13 protein-coding genes are annotated in these 16,241 nt (G+C 68.0%); 4 read left to right on the forward strand and 9 right to left on the reverse strand.

Going from position 1 to position 16,241, the window contains the following annotated elements; translation table 11 throughout:
• Positions 1-98: 98 nt before the first annotated feature.
• From MF610_RS13875 to MF610_RS13885, 3 genes are all read left to right on the forward strand, one after another.
• Positions 99-2,258 (forward strand): transglycosylase domain-containing protein, encoded by a 2,160-nt coding sequence (locus MF610_RS13875; RefSeq protein WP_242197885.1) that lies wholly within the window; start codon positions 99-101, stop codon positions 2,256-2,258.
• Positions 2,259-2,542: 284 nt separating this feature from the next.
• Entirely contained in the window at positions 2,543-3,544 is a 1,002-nt protein-coding gene (locus MF610_RS13880; RefSeq protein ID WP_242197888.1) for a threonine aldolase family protein, read from the forward strand.
• Positions 3,541-4,452, forward strand: coding sequence for a DMT family transporter (locus MF610_RS13885; RefSeq protein ID WP_242197907.1), 912 nt, complete (start codon positions 3,541-3,543; stop codon positions 4,450-4,452). The genes MF610_RS13880 and MF610_RS13885 overlap by 4 nt, the downstream gene beginning before the upstream one ends.
• Here MF610_RS13885 and MF610_RS13890 read toward each other — a convergent pair.
• From MF610_RS13890 to MF610_RS13900, 3 genes are all read right to left on the reverse strand, one after another.
• Positions 4,362-5,189, reverse strand: a complete 828-nt coding sequence (locus MF610_RS13890) for a Rossmann-fold NAD(P)-binding domain-containing protein (RefSeq protein WP_242197925.1) — start codon at positions 5,187-5,189, stop codon at positions 4,362-4,364. The two genes, MF610_RS13885 and MF610_RS13890, sit on opposite strands and share 91 nt — an antisense overlap.
• Before the next feature lie 141 nt (positions 5,190-5,330).
• Positions 5,331-6,941 carry a M28 family metallopeptidase gene (locus MF610_RS13895; RefSeq protein WP_242197929.1) on the reverse strand — a complete coding sequence of 537 codons (1,611 nt, stop codon included), beginning with the start codon at positions 6,939-6,941 and terminating at the stop codon, positions 5,331-5,333.
• A 145-nt stretch (positions 6,942-7,086) separates the two neighbouring features.
• Positions 7,087-8,760 carry a M20/M25/M40 family metallo-hydrolase gene (locus MF610_RS13900; protein WP_242197983.1) on the reverse strand — a complete coding sequence of 558 codons (1,674 nt, stop codon included), beginning with the start codon at positions 8,758-8,760 and terminating at the stop codon, positions 7,087-7,089.
• Between the two features lie 97 nt (positions 8,761-8,857).
• Between MF610_RS13900 and pepN the strand changes: the two genes are divergently transcribed.
• A complete protein-coding gene (gene pepN, locus MF610_RS13905; protein ID WP_242199180.1) occupies positions 8,858-11,446 on the forward strand; it encodes an aminopeptidase N in 2,589 nt (862 codons plus the stop codon).
• A gap of 25 nt (positions 11,447-11,471) precedes the next feature.
• Here the strand turns inward: pepN and MF610_RS13910 are convergent, their stop codons facing one another.
• Genes MF610_RS13910 through acpS form a run of 6 tightly spaced genes read right to left on the reverse strand, consistent with a single transcriptional unit; the run spans position 11,472 to position 16,154 of the window.
• The gene (locus MF610_RS13910; RefSeq protein WP_242197987.1) at positions 11,472-12,665 is read right to left on the reverse strand and encodes a glycosyltransferase; all 1,194 of its coding nucleotides are present in this window, start codon (positions 12,663-12,665) and stop codon (positions 11,472-11,474) included.
• A gap of 12 nt (positions 12,666-12,677) precedes the next feature.
• Positions 12,678-13,190, reverse strand: coding sequence for a DUF2141 domain-containing protein (locus MF610_RS13915; protein ID WP_242199183.1), 513 nt, complete (start codon positions 13,188-13,190; stop codon positions 12,678-12,680).
• On the reverse strand, positions 13,190-14,104 hold the full coding sequence (locus MF610_RS13920) for a hypothetical protein (RefSeq protein ID WP_242197996.1): 915 nt from the start codon (positions 14,102-14,104) through the stop codon (positions 13,190-13,192). The genes MF610_RS13915 and MF610_RS13920 overlap by 1 nt, the downstream gene beginning before the upstream one ends.
• 42 nt (positions 14,105-14,146) lie before the next feature.
• On the reverse strand, positions 14,147-14,785 hold the full coding sequence (gene maiA, locus MF610_RS13925; protein ID WP_242197998.1) for a maleylacetoacetate isomerase: 639 nt from the start codon (positions 14,783-14,785) through the stop codon (positions 14,147-14,149).
• Positions 14,782-15,738 (reverse strand): signal peptidase I, encoded by a 957-nt coding sequence (gene lepB / locus MF610_RS13930; RefSeq protein ID WP_242198001.1) that lies wholly within the window; start codon positions 15,736-15,738, stop codon positions 14,782-14,784. The genes maiA and lepB overlap by 4 nt, the downstream gene beginning before the upstream one ends.
• Before the next feature lie 8 nt (positions 15,739-15,746).
• Positions 15,747-16,154, reverse strand: a complete 408-nt coding sequence (gene acpS, locus MF610_RS13935) for a holo-ACP synthase (RefSeq protein WP_242198003.1) — start codon at positions 16,152-16,154, stop codon at positions 15,747-15,749.
• Positions 16,155-16,241: the final 87 nt, after the last annotated feature.

A 16,241-nucleotide genomic window follows, 5' to 3' on the forward strand; every position in this document is an offset into this window, starting at 1 on the left:
CGCCCGTGTGGTTCCGGACACCGTCCGCCCCGCACCCTCACCCCGCCGCAACCGCGCTTGCCGAGGCTGTATCAGACCGATAATACACGGTCAGTACCATGGCTTACGATCCCCCGTCCCCGCCCTCCGGCCCGATCGATCCCAGCCGGATCGGTCGCCTGTCGACCCCGTTGACCGGCGACGCGCTGGAACGGCGGCGGCGGCTGGCGGCGTTCGACGAGGCACTGGCCGACTACGACCGCAGCTTCCCCGGTGCCGGCGATCCGCCGCCTCCCCCGTCTGCGCCGGTTTCGCCGGGGAAAAAGCGGCCCTTGCGCTGGTGGCTGCGCTGGATCATGCGCGGCTTCGGCGTCTTCATCGTCCTGCTGGTGATCGCGATCGGCTGGCTCGCTTTGACCGCGCCGCTCTCCAAATCGCTCGAACCGCCCGCCCCGCCGTCGATCACGCTGCTGTCGGCGGAGGGCACGCCGATCGCCGAGCGCGGCGCCAACATCGGCAAGCCGGTCGACGCGACCAAGCTGCCCGCGCACGTCACCGAAGCCTTCATGGCGATCGAGGACCGCCGCTTCCGCACCCATTGGGGCATCGATCCGCGCGGTATCGCGCGGGCGATGTGGACCAACACCGCGGCGGGCGGCGTGCGACAGGGCGCCAGCACAATCACGCAGCAGCTCGCCAAGAACGCGTTCCTCGATTCGGATCGGACGGCAGCACGCAAGATTCGCGAGGTCCTGATCGCCTTCTGGCTGGAGGCGTGGCTGACCAAGGACGAAATCATGTCCCGGTATCTGTCCAACGCCTATTTCGGCGACAATGCGTACGGCCTCGACGCAGCCGCGCGCCACTATTTCAGCCGCGCGCCGAAGGACCTGACCGTCGGCCAATCGGCGATGCTGGCGGGACTAGTAAAGGCGCCGTCGCGCCTGGCGCCTACCAGCAACCTCAAGGGCGCTCGTGCGCGGCAGGCGGTGGTCGTCGGCGCGATGGAGGCGGCCGGCTACCTGACCCCGGCCGAAGCGAACCGGGTGAAGCCCGCGGTGCTGCGCGTCACCGACAACAGCACGCTGCCCTCGGGCACCTATTTCGCCGATTGGGTCCTGCCACAGGCGCGCGACCGCGAAGGCGGCGTTGGGGCGGATCGCAAGGTCACGACGACGCTGGAAATCCGCATGCAGCGTGCCGCCGAACGCGCGGTGCGCAACGCCGGCTTGAAGCAGACGCAGGTCGCGATCGTCGCGATGCGCCCCGACGGCCGGGTGATCGCGATGGTCGGCGGCAAGAATTACGGCACCAGCCCGTTCAACCGCGCGGTGCAGGCGCGGCGCCAGCCGGGGTCGACGTTCAAGCTGTTCGTCTATCTCGCCGCGATGCGTTCGGGGCTGACCCCCGACAGCGAGGTACTCGACGAACCGGTGACGATCGGCGAATGGAAGCCGCGCAACAGCGACGGGCGCTATCTCGGCACGATCTCGCTGGAGCGCGCGTTCCAACGGTCGAGCAACGTCGCCGCCGCGCGCCTGACCAAGGAAGTCGGCGTCAAGAACGTCATCCGCGCCGCGCGCGATCTCGGCATCTCGACGCCGATCGCCAACGAAGCCTCCATCGCGCTCGGCACTTCGACGGTATCGCTGCTCGAACTCACCAGCGCCTATGCCGCGATAGCGGCAGGCGAGGCACCGGTGATCCCGCGCGGGCTGGCGGAAGCGAACGAACCGAGCTGGCTCGACCGGCTGCGCTCGACCCGGCGGACGCTGTCACGGCAGGAGCTGGAAGGGATGCGCACGCTGCTCGCCGCCTCGATCCGGCAGGGCACCGGCATCGCCGCCAACCTGCCGGTCGATGCGTTCGGCAAGACCGGCACGACGCAGGACAATCGCGACGCACTGTTCGTCGGCTATGCCGGCGGGATCGTCGCGGGGGTGTGGCTGGGCAATGACGACAACACGCCCAATCCGGGGCTGGCCGGCGGCGGCCTGCCCGCGCGCATCTGGCGCGATTTCATGCGCCAGGCGTTGAACATCCGCGACCCAATCCCGGCGCCAGCACCCGAACCCGAACCGATCGACAATGCGATCGACGCGGTACAGGACGTGCTGGGCATTCCCGACGAAGGGCCGGTAACGGTCGAGGGCCTGGGCTTCGACGTCTCGCTCGACCGCGACGGACAGGTCCGCTTCGACCCGCGCGAACGCCGCCGCCGCGAGGATGAGCCGGTACCGCCCGAGGAGCGGCGCGCCCCGGAGGAGGACGAGCAATAACGCCCCTCTTCGTCATTCCCCCGCAGGCGGGAATCCATAGCCGCCACGCCCGTGACATGACCGTGAACGCCAGCGCATATGGCCTCCCGCCTCCGCGGGAGTGACCAGAGAGATATCGCGCGCCCCTACCAAACCGTCACCCGGGACTGATCCGGGGTCCCGCTTCTTCTGCAACCCTTGAGGAGAAGCGGCCCCCCCGCTCAAGGCCCGGGTGACGAAGAGTCCACCGCTCGCGTGCGGCAACCGGCATTGACCCCCGCCCCTTGCACCGCCAACACGCTGCAATGCGCTTCTTTTCCGACAACGCCGCCCCTGCCTGTCCCGCCGTCCTCGACGCGATCGTCGCTGCGAACGGGCAGGACACCGCCTATGACGGCGATGCGCTGAGCCGGCGGCTCGACGCGCGGTTCGGCGAGTTGTTCGGCTGCGAGGTCGCGGTGTTGTGGGTTCCCTCGGGCACGGCGGCCAACTGCCTCGCGCTGACCGCGATGTGCCCGCCGCATGGCGGCATCGTGTGCCACCGCGAGGCGCATATCCAGAATGACGAGGGCGGCGCGCCCGAATTCTATACGCACGGCGCCAAGCTGATGCTGCTGGACGGCAACGGCGCGAAGCTCTCGCCCGCAACGATCGCGGCGTTCCTGTCGACGATCCGCAACGACGTGCATCAGGTACAGCCGCACGCGATCTCGATCACGCAGGCGACCGAGGCCGGGCGGGTCTACACTCCCGATGAGGTCGCGGCGATCGGCGATCTGGCCAAGGCACGCGGTCTCGGCCTGCACATGGACGGCGCGCGGTTCGCCAATGCCGTTGCGCATCTGGGCTGCATGCCTGCCGACGTGACGTGGAAAGCCGGTGTCGACGCGTTGTCGTTCGGCTTCATCAAGAATGGCGGCATGTCGGCGGAGGCGTTGGTTTTCTTTCGGCCGGAGTTGGCGAAGGTTGCGCACTATCGGCGCAAGCGGGCGGGGTTGCTGGCGTCGAAGGGGCGGTTTCTGGCGGCGCAGTTGCTGGCGATGCTGGAGGGTGACGTGTGGCTGGCCAATGCCCGCAGTGCCAACATCGGGGCGTCGATGTTGGCACGGGCCGCCGGCGACCGGCTGGTCCACGCGGTCGAGGCGAACGAGGTGTTCCTGCGCCTGAGCGCCGAGGAGGCCACCGCCTTGCGCGCGCAAGGGTTTGATTTCTATGACTGGGGCGCCGGCCAGGCGCGGCTGGTGGTGGCGTGGGACCAGGATACGGCGACCGTCGCCCCACTCGCGCAGGCGATCGCCAACCTATGAGCGGAACCCCGCGTTCGGCGACCCCGGCGGTCCTGATCCCCTTCTTCATCGTCACGCTGATCTGGGGATCGACGTGGATCGTGATCCGCGACCAACTGGGCGTGGTCCCGGCGTCGTGGTCGGTCACCTATCGCTTCGTCATCGCCGGGGTGACGATGCTGCTCTGGGCATGGTGGCGCGGCGACCGCATCGCGCTCGACCGCCGCGGGCTGCTCTTCGCGCTGGGCCTGGGCTTCGCGCAGTTCTGCCTCAACTTCAATTTCGTCTACCGCTCCGAACAATATGTGACGTCGGGGCTGGTCGCGCTGATGTACGCGCTGCTGGTGGTGCCCAATGCGCTCCTCGCGCGCATCTTCCTCGGCCAGCGGATGGGGCGGCAGTTGCTGGTCGGGTCGGTGATCGCGCTCGCTGGCGTCGCGCTGCTGTTCCTGCACGAGGCGCGCGAACATCCCGAAAATGGTTCGGCGGTGGTGCTGGGGCTCGCCATCGCGCTGGCCGGCGTGTTTTCCGCGTCGGTCGCCAATGTCATGCAGGCGACCTCGACCGCGAAAGCCTATCCGATGGTGCCGTTGCTCGGGGTATCGATGCTGATCGGCGCGGCGATCGACGCGGCTTATGCCGGCGCGACGGTCGGGGCACCGGTGTTCGACTGGCGCTGGTCCTATGTCGGCGGGTTGCTGTACCTCGGCATCGTTGCCTCGGCGGTCGCCTTCACCCTGTATTACGGGCTGATCCGCACGATCGGCCCGGCCAAGGCGGCGTATAACGGCGTGGTCGTGCCGGTGATCGCGATGCTGCTGTCGACGCTGTTCGAAGGTTACCGCTGGTCGCCGCTCGCGGGCGGCGGCGCGTTGCTGGCGCTGGCCGGGCTGGTGGTGGCGCTCAAGGCGCGCAGGCCGAACCGGTAGTCGGGATAGGCCGGGCGCCAGCCCAGCACCCGCTTCGCCCGCCCGTTCGCCACACGCCGATTCTCGGCATAGAAAGCGCGCGCCATCGGGCCGAGCGATTCCAGCGGCACGAACGGCGGCGGCGCAAGTCCCAGCAGCTGCGCGGCATAGGCGACGACGTCGTTCTGTGGCGCGGGGCAATCGTCGGACAGGTTATATGCCCCGGCCGGCGCCGACAGGCCCCGCGCGACCCCCTCGGCGATGTCGGCGACATGGATGCGGCTGAACACCTGTCCGGGGCGATCGACGCGGTGCGCCTCGCCCGCAGCGACGCGGTCTAGCGGCGAGCGACCGGGGCCGTAGATGCCGGGCAGGCGGAACACGCGCGCCCCCAGCGCCAGCCATGCCGCATCCGCCGCGTTGCGATTGGCGCGGCGACCGGCGATCGGTGTGCGCTCGTCGACCCAGCCGCCATCGGCATCGCCGTACACGCCGGTCGACGACAGATAGGCGAGCGTCGGTCCGGTCAACACGTCGCGATAGGTGGCGAGGACCGGATCGCCGTCGGCATCGGGCGGTACGCTGGACAGGATCGCCGTCGCCTGTCGCCCCTCGAACCGGATGCGGTCGTGGTCGGCAAAGGCGATGCTGCCGTCGCGGCCGTCGCGGGTGGTACCGACGACCCGCCAGCCATGCGGTTCGAGCCGCGCGGCGATCGCACGCGACGCATAGCCCAGCCCAAAGATCAGGAGGCGCATCGGCTTAGCGCAATCCGTCCATAGCGTCGCCCCAGCGCAGACTGGGGCCTCCTGCGGCAAGGAGCGCGTTTCGGCCATGGGGAGATCCCAGCCTCCGCTGGGATGACGTTTCTGGCAACCGGTCTGGAAGCGTAGCGCGGATCACTTTGCGCCATAGCCGTCATACAGCACCCCGAAATAATCGCCCTTGTTCCACTTCGGCCGTTCGGTCGCGTCGGCGAGGTCGAGGGCGATGTCGTGGTTGATCGCGACGAACATCCGCCCCGCCGTCCAGTCGAACGTCTGGTTCATGTCATCGCCCGGCTGGTGATAGCGATGCTCCAGAAAGTCGGCGACCGCCGCCTTGCCCGGTCCCTTCCATCCGGTGTCGAGCGACACCGCCGGAATGCCCGCCTTGACGAAGCTGTAATGGTCGGACCGGACGAAGATCGCCTCTTCCGGCTCGGGATCGGGGCTGAGCGAGATACCGCGCTTGCCCGCCGCGCGCGCCACCGCCTGCGCCACGGTCGAATGGTCGGCGCCGATCGCGACCATGTCCTGAAACCGGTACGACAGGATCGGCATGTCGAGATTCACGTCGGCGACGATCGCCCCCTTCGGCACCGTCGGGTTGGTGGCGAAATACTCGCTGCCGATCAGCCCCTTTTCCTCCGCCGTCACGCTGACGAAAATCAGGCTGCGGCGCGGTTTGCGTGGATCGGCGGCGAACTGCTTCGCCACTTCGATCATCGCGGCGGTGCCGACGCCATTGTCCATCGCGCCGTTGTTGATCCGGTCGGCGCCCTTGGGCAGCGTCGGATCGGTCGAAATGCCGATATGGTCGAGATGCGCCGACAGCGCGACATATTCGCCCTTCAGCACCGGGTCGCTGCCGGGCAGCACGCCGACGACGTTGCTGCTGGCGAAGCGGGTGACCTTCGAACGCTGACGGCTGGTCACGGTCACGCCGGTCGTGCCGCGCGGCAATGGCTGGCCGGCGGCATCTGCCTTCACCACCGCCGCCCAGTCGAGCTTCGATCCGGTGAACAACCTGGCCGCGCCCGCCGCGCTCAGCGACGCGATCGAGGGGGCCGCGGCACCGGCGACATGCGGGCGGCCGTCCTTCGCCACCCACGTCATGCGCGGGCTGCGATAGATCGACATCAGATAGCTGAACGGATAGCGATGCGTCTGTTCGGTATTCTCGATCTGGATCACGCCGATCGCGCCATGCGTCGCCGCGGCGGCGCGCTTGGTATCGCCGCTGGCCAGATGCGCCCGGATCTCGCTCGGCAGGCTGGCAGGCGCGCCATAGAGATAGGCGACGATCTTGCCGCGCACGTCCAGCCCGGCATAATCGTCGATCCCGTGCGCCGGATCGACCACCCCGCGCCCGACGAACACCACCTCGCCCGTCCGTTTGAAATCGGGGTCGAGGAAGCTGGTCGAGGTCAGGTAATCGGTGCCGAAGGCGAGCGCGGGCCGCCCGGCGGCGGTCAGGCTGCCCTGCCCCACCGGCACGGCGGAGGCGAGCGGGACCTTTTGCAGGTAGCTGCCGTCATCGCCCGCCGGTTGCAGTCCGGCGGTCTGCATCTGCTGCGCGACATAGGCGGCAGCGCGGTCATATTCGGGCGTGCCGGGCTCGCGCCCCTTCATCTCGTCGGACGCGAGGAACGCGACATGCGCGCGCATCGCCGCTTCGTCCGGGGTCAGCGGCGCGGTCTGGGCGGTGGCAGGCGCCGCCAGTAGCAACAGGGGGAGCAGGGCACGCATCGACAATTCCTTTGGGTCGCGCAAAAATCGTCAGTCCAGCGCAGGCTGGAATCTCCCCGTGGCGAAGCGCAACGTCCACCACGGGAATGCCCCAGCCTGCGCTGCGGCGACGGTATGCGGAAGCGGGGGCGAATCCCCGCCCCGCTTACTTCGCGCCGTACCCGTTATACAGCGTGCCGAAGAAATCGCCCTTGTTCCACGCCGGACGCTGTGGGGCGTCGGCGATGTCGCGGGCGATCTGGTAATTGACGTTGATGAAGCGTTCGCCCGATTCCCAGTCGATCGGCGGGCCCTGCACCACTTCGTCCGACGGCTGGTGATAGTTGTTGGCGAAGAACGCATCGACCGCCGCCTTGCCCGGCCCCGACGTGCCCGGCCACAGGAACACCGACGGCACGCCCTGCTGCACGAAACGATAGTGATCCGAGCGCACGAACAGCGCCATTTCCGGCATCGGATCGGGCGAGAAGGTCGCGCCTGCCGTCGCCGCCGCGCGCTTCACGATATCGCCCAGCGTCGAGCGCGCCGCGCCGAACGCGATGACGTCGGTGAACTTGTAGGTGATGATCGGCATGTCGAGATTGACGTCGGCGACGATCCGCGCCTTCTCGATCGTCGGGTTGTTGGCGAAATAGTCCGATCCGACCAGCCCCTTTTCCTCGGCGGTGACCGCGAGGAACAGGATCGAGCGGCGCGGCGCCTTGCCCGCCGCCTTGAACCGCTTCGCCTCCTCGATCAGCGAGGCGATGCCGACCGCATTGTCCATCGCGCCGTTGTAGATCGTGTCGCCCTTCTTGTTCGGCGTACCCACGCCGACATGGTCGAGATGCGCCGACAGCACGACGGTTTCCGGCGCGACCGTGGGATCGCTGCCGGGCAGGATACCGGCGACGTTGTAGCTCGGCAGCGGCTTGATCTCGGTCTTCAGCGTCGCGGCGAGGGCGGGCTTCAGTGCGAGACCACGGAACGGTCCCTTGCCCGACAGCGCCGTCGCCGCCTTGGTCCATGTCGTGCCCGATCCGGCGAACAGCTTTTCGGCACCCGCCGGGCTGAGCGTCGCGATGGTCGGCACGCCGCCGCCCATCACATGGCCGGTGCCGTTCGCTTCGGCCCAGCTGACGCTCGGGCTCTGATAGCCGGCCGCCATCTTCGCCATCGACATGCGCTCGGCCACCGCCGGGGTCTGGAGCGCGATCACGCCGACCGCGCCCTTGGCCTTCGCGATCGCCGCCTTGGTCGGGATGCCGCCGAAATGCGCCGATTCCTCGCTGTCGAGCCCTTCGGGCGCACCACGCACCAGCGCCACGATCTTGCCGCGCACGTCGAGGCCGGCATAATCGTCGCGGCCCGGGCGGACGATGCCATAGCCGACATAGACGACCTGTCCGTTGAAGGCCGCTTCCGCCGCGCGCGGATCGACGCCGGGCAGATAGTCTGCGCCGAAGGTGAGCGGCTGGCCGTTCAGGCTCAGCGTGCCCTTGTCGGCGGCGTTCATGCGGATCAGCGGCACCCGCTGCAGATAGCTGCCCGCGTCGCCGGCCGGACGCAGCCCGGCGGCGTAGAATTGCGACGCGACGTAGTTGGCGGCGATATCATATTCGGGCGACCCGGCATCGCGCCCGCGCATCGCGTCGCTCGCGAGGAACATGACATGCGCCTTCATCGCCGCCTGTGCCGGCGGCAGGACGGCGTTCAGTTCGGTATTGCGCGCCTGCATCTCGGCGGCGGTGGGGGCGGCGGGAGCGGGGGCCGGCGGCGCATCCTGTGCGACCGCGGCAGTGCTGATGAGAAGACCGAGCAACAAGGCTGGACGGAACATTGGAATCCTTCGACAAGCGATCATAGATACAGGCGTAGCTTGTGCCGCGGCCCCACGCAACGCGGGCCCGGTGGCAGATTGAAAGTCGAGGATGATGATGGTCGATGCGACGCGTAGCCCGATGGTCCCGCCCGTGATCCGGCGCAGCGAATATCGCGCGCCGGTGTGGCAGGTCCCGGAAATCGCTCTGGAATTCGACCTCGACCCCGCGGTCACACGGGTGCGGGCCACGCTGTCGGTGGTGCGCCACGGCGACGGGCCGCTCCGGCTCGACGGCGACGGGCTGACCCCGTTGGCGGTCGCGGTCGACGGGGCGGCTCGCAACGACTGGCGGCTGGAAAACGGTGCGCTGATCCTCGATCTGCCCGGTGACGCGCACGAAATCGTGACCGAGGTCGAAATAAATCCGGCCGGCAATACCCAGCTGATGGGGCTCTATGCCTCGGGCGGCAATCTGTGCACCCAGTGCGAGGCAGAAGGGTTCCGGCGCATCACCTTCTTCCCCGACCGGCCCGACATCCTCACCCGCTACCGCGTGAAGATGACCGCCGACAAGGCGCGCTTCCCGGTGCTGCTGGCGAACGGTGATCCGGTCGCGGCGGGCGATCTGGACGATGGGCGTCACTGGGCCGAATGGCACGACCCCTTCCCCAAGCCCTGCTACCTCTTCGCGCTGGTCGCCGGCGATCTGGTCGCCAATCGCGCGCAGTTCGTGACGGCATCGGGGCGCGAGGTCGAGCTCGGCATCTGGGTCCGCGCGCCCGACCTGCCCAAGACCGACCATGCGATGCGCGCGCTCAAGACGTCAATGGCGTGGGACGAGCGCGTCTATGGCCGCGAATATGACCTCGACGTGTTCAACATCGTCGCGGTCGACGATTTCAATTTCGGGGCGATGGAGAATAAGGGGCTGAACATCTTCAACAGCCGCTACATCCTGGCGGACCCCGATACCGCGACCGATTACGACTATGACGGCGTCGCCGCGGTCGTCGCGCACGAATATTTCCACAACTGGTCGGGCAACCGCGTCACCTGTCGCGACTGGTTCCAGCTGTCGTTGAAGGAAGGGTTCACCGTCCTGCGCGACCAGCAATTTTCTGCGGACCAGGGGTCGGCTGCGGTCAGGCGGATCGAGGTTGTGCGCAGTTTGCGCGCGTCGCAGTTTCCGGAGGATGCCGGGCCGCTCGCCCACCCGATCCGGCCCGATGCATATCAGGAAATCAGCAACTTCTACACCGCCACCATCTATAACAAGGGCGCGGAAGTGGTGCGGATGATCGCCACGATCCTGGGCGACACCGCGTTCCGCGCCGGCACCGACCTGTATTTCAGCCGCCATGACGGCACCGCGGCGACGTGCGAGGATTTCGTGGTGGCGATGGAGGACGCCTCGGGCGTCGACCTGGTCGCTTTCCGCCGCTGGTACGAACAGGCGGGTACGCCGCGGGTGTCGGCGACGCTGGACCATGTGCCCGGCGGCGGCCGCGCCACGCTGTCGCTGCGCCAGAGCGTGCCGCCGACGCCGGGACAGGCGGACAAGCAGCCGATGGTCCTGCCGCTGAAACTCCGCCTGTTCGGCGCGGAAACCGGCCGGCCGTTAAGCGACGAACGCCTGTTCCTGTTCGACGAGGATGCGGCGACGATCACCTTCGAGACGGTGACCGAACGTCCGGTCCTGTCGATCAATCGCGGCTTCTCGGCGCCGGTGATCGTCGAGACCGACCGGACCTCGGCCGACCTCGCCTTCCTGAGCGCGCATGACGACGATCCGTTCGCGCGGTACGAGGCGATGCAGCAGCTGATGCTCGATACGCTGGTCGCCTCGGTCGCAAGCGGACACGGCGATCACGCCGCGGTGATCGACGCCATCGCCAACACGCTGACCGACGACCGGCTCGACCGCGCGTTCGTGGCAGAAGCGGTGCTGCTGCCATCCGACAGCTTCATCGGCGACCAGATGGGCGTGGTCGATCCCGACGCGATCTTCGCCGCGCGCGAGGCGTTGCGCGGCGATATCGGCCGTGCGCTCCTGCCCGAATGGCGCGCCGCCTATGCCGCGACGGAAGCGCAAGCGTTCGAGTATACGCCCGATGCCAAGGGCAAGCGCCGGCTGCGCACCGTCGCGCTCGGCTATATCGCCGCATCGGGGGCGAGCGACGCCGACGCCATCGCCTTTGCCCAGTTCGGCGAGGCGGACAATATGACCGATCGGCAGGGCGCGCTGATGACGCTGGTCAATTCGGATTCGGACGACCGCATCGCCGCGCTCGACATCTTCTACAACCGCTATCGCGACAACGGGCTGGTGCTCGACAAGTGGTTCACGACGCAGGCGCTGTCGACGCGCGCCGATGCGTTCGAACAGGTCGCGGAACTGGCCGGGCACCGCGACTTCACGCTGACCAACCCGAACCGCGCCCGCGCGCTGATCGGCGCGTTCAGCATGAACCAGAAGGCGTTCCACCGGGCGGATGGCGCCGGTTACCGCTTCCTGGCCGACCAGTTGATCGCGCTCGACCGGATCAACCCGCAGACCGCCGCCAAGATGCTGCCGCCGCTGGGCCGCTGGCGCCGGTTCGACCGCGCACGGGGCGAGCGGATGCGGGCGGAGCTGGACCGGATCATGGCGGTGCCGGGGCTGTCGAAGGATATGCTGGAGCAGGTGGGGAAGTCGTTGTCGTAAAGCTCCTCCCCGGTACGGGGAGTAATTACCTGGCGAACCACTCCGGGAAGCGTTGCGCTTTTTCCGCTACGAGCCCTTCGTAATAGCGCATCAGGTCGACCGCATGGTCGCGGTCGGTGCGGACGCGCGTCGCCGCAGCGTTGGCTGCCGCTTTCACCACATCATAATCCCGCGCGAACAGCCGCTCGATCGCGTCCGCCGCCGACCGCGGATCGCGCGCGGCGTAGGTTTCGGCGAAGTCGGGCTCGGCGATCTCGGCACAACCGCCCTCGTCGGGCACGATCAGCGGCAGACCCGACGCCAGCCCCTCCAGCCCGACCAGCCCGAACGGTTCGGCATCCGACCCATGGATCAGCGCGTCGCAGCTCGCCATGATCCGCGCGAGGCGGACGCGGTCGTAGACCGGTCGGAACAGCTTGATATGCGGGCTGTTCTTCAACCGGTGTTCGAGCCGGCGGGTGTGCACCCCGCTGCCGATCTGGATCATGCCGACGGGCAGATGCTCGCCTGCCATTTCGACCGCGTCGAAGATCATCGGCCAGCGTTTCTCGGCATGGTGCCGCCCCAGCCCCAGCAGCAGATGCCCCTCGGGCGGCAGGCCCAATTGTTCGAGCAGCGACGCGCGCAGGTCCGGGTCGCGATGCTCGGGCGAGAAGAAACCGCGCTGGATGCCGAGCGGCATCGACGCATGCACCGTCAGCCCGCGCGCGGCATGGCGCTTCTCCAGTGCCGGCCCGTTGGTGACGAAAGCGTCCATCCGGTCGAGATAGCGCTTCATGTAGCGCGTCCACCACATGAACGCCTCCTCGATCCGCTCGCGGCTGGCCAGCCGTTCGAACCAGCGCAGGGGGTAGGCGCCGACATTATCGTTGTGTGCGAAATAGACCTTCACCGCATCGCCCGGCCAGTCGGCGACGATCGTCGCGGGACGCCACGGGCTGGACGCCTCGACCACGTCGGGATGGAGTTCGTCGAGCAGCTGGTGGATCGCGCCGCCGCGGACGAAAATGCCGTAATTGGGGTCGAGTACCAGCGTCGGCGCCTTCACCCAATGGATGCGCCCGCCACCGGGACGTTCCTCGACCGAGTTTTCCCTGGCCGGGGCGATGACGATCAGTTCATGGCCCAGTTCGGCCATGATCGTCATCTTGTGATCGATATAGGTCCGCACCCCCCCGCCGGTCGGCGAGTAGAATTCGTTGACGTCGACGACGCGCATCGGGCGGGTCGCTCAGCCGAGCGGGGCGAAACCGCCCAGCCCGCGCAGATACTGGGCACGGATCGTCGTGGTCGTGACGCCGGCGGGCACGGTGATGATCGCCTGCGCCAGCTTGGGGCGCGCCCGCCCGAGCTTCGCTTGGCCGGGGAAGCCGGCGCCGTCGCGCATGAAATTGAACTTGTTGCGCCCGTCGCGGTCATGGGTGAACAGCAGCGCGTAGCGGCCGGGCGACGGTGCGCGGATGCACAGCTGCACCCCGCCCGATGCCGGCATGTCGGCCCAGACCCGGCGGAAGAACTTGCCCTCCGAGCGCAGGTCGCGATCGTCCTTCAGGAAATCATCCTCGTTCGCCGGATAGAGTTCGAGCTTCAGCCGGCCGGTGCGATCCTTCAGGCCGACCACGTTGACGCGGATCGCCGGACCCTGGTTCGTGTTGCACGCGGCGGCATCGCTGCCGATCGACTGGGCGGCGGCGGGGCTGGCCGCGAGCAACGCCGCGCCGAGCAGCGTCAGGGGCATTTTCATCATTCTTTCCTTGCGAGCGCAGGAAGCCCGAATGCCGCCATCAGCACCACGTGGGTGAAAAGGGTGAGCGTCGCAATGAATGCGACGAGGTCGGACAGGGCTTCGCCATGCCCGATAAACATAATCGCGAAGTTGGCGAAAAGAAGGTCTTTGTTCGGCAACAGCGGCAGGCGTGCCACCACCAGCCGCCCGGCGGCGAGGAACAGCCACCAAGTGAACGAGACATTGGGCATCGCGAAATAGCTGGCGATGCCGAACGCCAGCGACCCCAGCACCAGCCGCGCGGCATGCACGCCGAAGATCCAGCGCAGCATGGCACCGGGCAGCGAGAACACCCGGCGCGAGAACAGCAGCAGCACGCCCGAAATGCCGACCGCGACCGCCGCCGACCATGCGAGCATCCGCAGCTGCGGCGCGGTGAACAGCTCGAATGCGAAGGGGAGCGCGACCGCGAGCATCGCCACCGTCACGATGTTGCCGGCGATGCCCGACAGGATCGTCACGTCCTTCACCGCGCCGAACGGGGCGGTGACCATCTTCAACCGGGCGCGCGCCCAGGCGTAGAAGAACACGTCGCCCGAATAGCCGATGACGACGTCGTTCGCGATCCGCTTGCGCACCAGCGCGCCGAACCCGTCGAACGGCAGCCGCCACAATCGCCGAAAAATGATGAAGTCGAACAGCGGCGGCGCGAAATAGGCGAGCGCAAAGAACAGATAGAACCACGGCGAATCCGGCGCGGCCAGTTCGACCCCGGCCCAGCCATGGTCGAACAGCTCCCATGCCAGCCCAAGGATCATCAGCCCCGAGAGCAGCGCCCCCAGGATGCGCGGCCAGCGCGGGCGCAACCGTTCGAGCGGCTCCAGTCCGGCAAGGTCGGGACGCCCGCCCGCGGGTTCGGCATCGGTTACCATGTCGCGCGACGTCCTACCCGCTCGCAGCGTCTTCGGCCAGCGTCATGCCGTCGGCGCCACCGCGTCGGGATGCGCCGCCTGCACCGCGGCCAGCGCCGCCGCGCGCGCATCGATCGCCACCAGCCGTGGGAAGGGTGACAGGTCGAGGTCGAAGCGGCGGGCATTGTAGAGCTGCGGCACGAGGCAGCAATCGACCACGCCCGGCGCATCCCCGCCGAAATACCCCTCGGCCGGTGCCGCCGCCTCCAGCGCTCCCAACCCCTCGGCGATCCAGTGGCGATACCAGTCGGCCTTGGCCGCCGCATCGGCGCCGAACTGCGCCTCCAGTCGCCGCAGCACGCGCAGATTGTCGATCGGGTGGATGTCGGCGACGATCACCAGCGCCAAGGCCATCGCACGGGCCCGCTCCAGCGGATCGACGGGAAACAGGCGCGGTGCGGGATGGGTCGCGTCGAGCCAGTCGAGAACGGCAAGCGACTGGGTGAGGATCGTGCCCCCGCCGATGTCGAGCGCGGGGATCAATCCCTGCGGGTTGCGCGCCAGATGGTCGGGCGAACGCTGTTCGTCCTGCAACAGCGAGACGGGCACGCCATGCCACGCCACCCCTTTCAGGTTCAGCGCGATGCGGACGCGATACGCCGCCGACGAACGGGGATAGTCGTAGAGCGTGTAGCCGCTCACCGCTTGGGCTCGCTCGCCGGGACCAGCGACGTGCCGGCCCGCCCGCTGCGGAACGAGCTGAACCATGTCGCCGGGTTCAGGCTGGTGGTGCCGTCGAGCGAGAAGGTGATGAATTCGGCACGCCCGCCGATATTTTCCCACGGCACCGGCCCGCCCAGCCCCCGTTCGGCTTCCGAAAAACGGCTGTCGGCGCTGTTGTCACGGTTGTCGCCCATCAGGAAGACATGGTTCGCCGGAACGATGATCGCCGGGAAATTGTCACCCTGCGAACCTTGGATGAAGTCAATCGTATCGTACTGCCGGCCGTTGGACAGCGTTTCGCGAAACACCGGCAGGCGGCAGAACGCACCCTTGTCGGTCCGCACCAGTGCGCCAGGATACTGGATCGGATCGCATTTGGTGTTGGCGTCGACCGGGATCATCGCGTCGCCCATCGCTTTCCGCGGGATCGCCACGTCGTTGATATAAACGACGCCGCCCGCCACCTCCAGCCGGTCGCCCGGCAGGCCGATGACGCGCTTGATCAGGTCGGTGTTGCTGCCCGGCGGCTTGACGATCACCACGTCGCCGCGTTCGGGCATCGAACCCCACAGGCGACCATGCCACGCGGGCAGCTGGACGCTCCACGTCTCCTGCGGCTGGCGCAGCACGATGTCGCGGAACATCGCCACCGGATTGGGGATGGTCGGCGATACGAACGACCAGCCATAGGCATATTTGCTGACGACCAGCCGGTCGCCGACGCGCAGCCCCGGCAGCATCGATTCGGACGGGATGTAGAACGGCTTGGCGATGAAGCTGTGGAAGCCCAGCACCACCAGCAGCAGCCAGAACAGCCCGCGCAATTCGCCTTTCCAGTCGAGCCGCGTGCGGCGCGGCGCCGGATGCGCGGTGGCGGGGGTCGGCTGCGACGGCGCGGGGACGTCGTCCTCCAGCGCCAGATGATCGGCCATCAAACGTCCTACTCTGTCTCACGCACCGCTTCGATGATGACGAACGCCTGGGCCCAGGGATGATCGTCGGTCATCGTCAGATGCACCTGTGCGACGTGGCCCGCCGGGATCATCGCGTCAAGCCGTGCCTTTGCCCCACCGGTCAGGTGCAGCGTCGGCGCCCCCGACGGTGCGTTCACCACGCCGATGTCGCGCATGAACACGCCGCGAGAAAAGCCGGTGCCGACCGCCTTGGAAAAGGCTTCCTTGGCAGCGAAGCGCTTGGCGAGGGTACCGGCGCGGGTGAAGGGGCGTTTGGCCGCCTTCGCCTGTTCGACCTCGGTGAAGACGCGTTGGAGGAAACGGTCGCCGAAGCGGTCGAGCGACGACTGGATGCGCTCGATGTTGCAGAGGTCGGAGCCGAGACCGATGATCATGACATCCTCCCCGGCACGGGGAGGGGGACCGCCGCGAAGCGGTGGTGGAGGGGGATATCCCCAACTGCAACCGCCGTGGACGAGGAC

It is taken from the genome of Sphingomonas hankookensis (assembly GCF_022664465.1).
GTDB classification, from domain to species: Bacteria; Pseudomonadota; Alphaproteobacteria; order Sphingomonadales; family Sphingomonadaceae; genus Sphingomonas; species Sphingomonas hankookensis.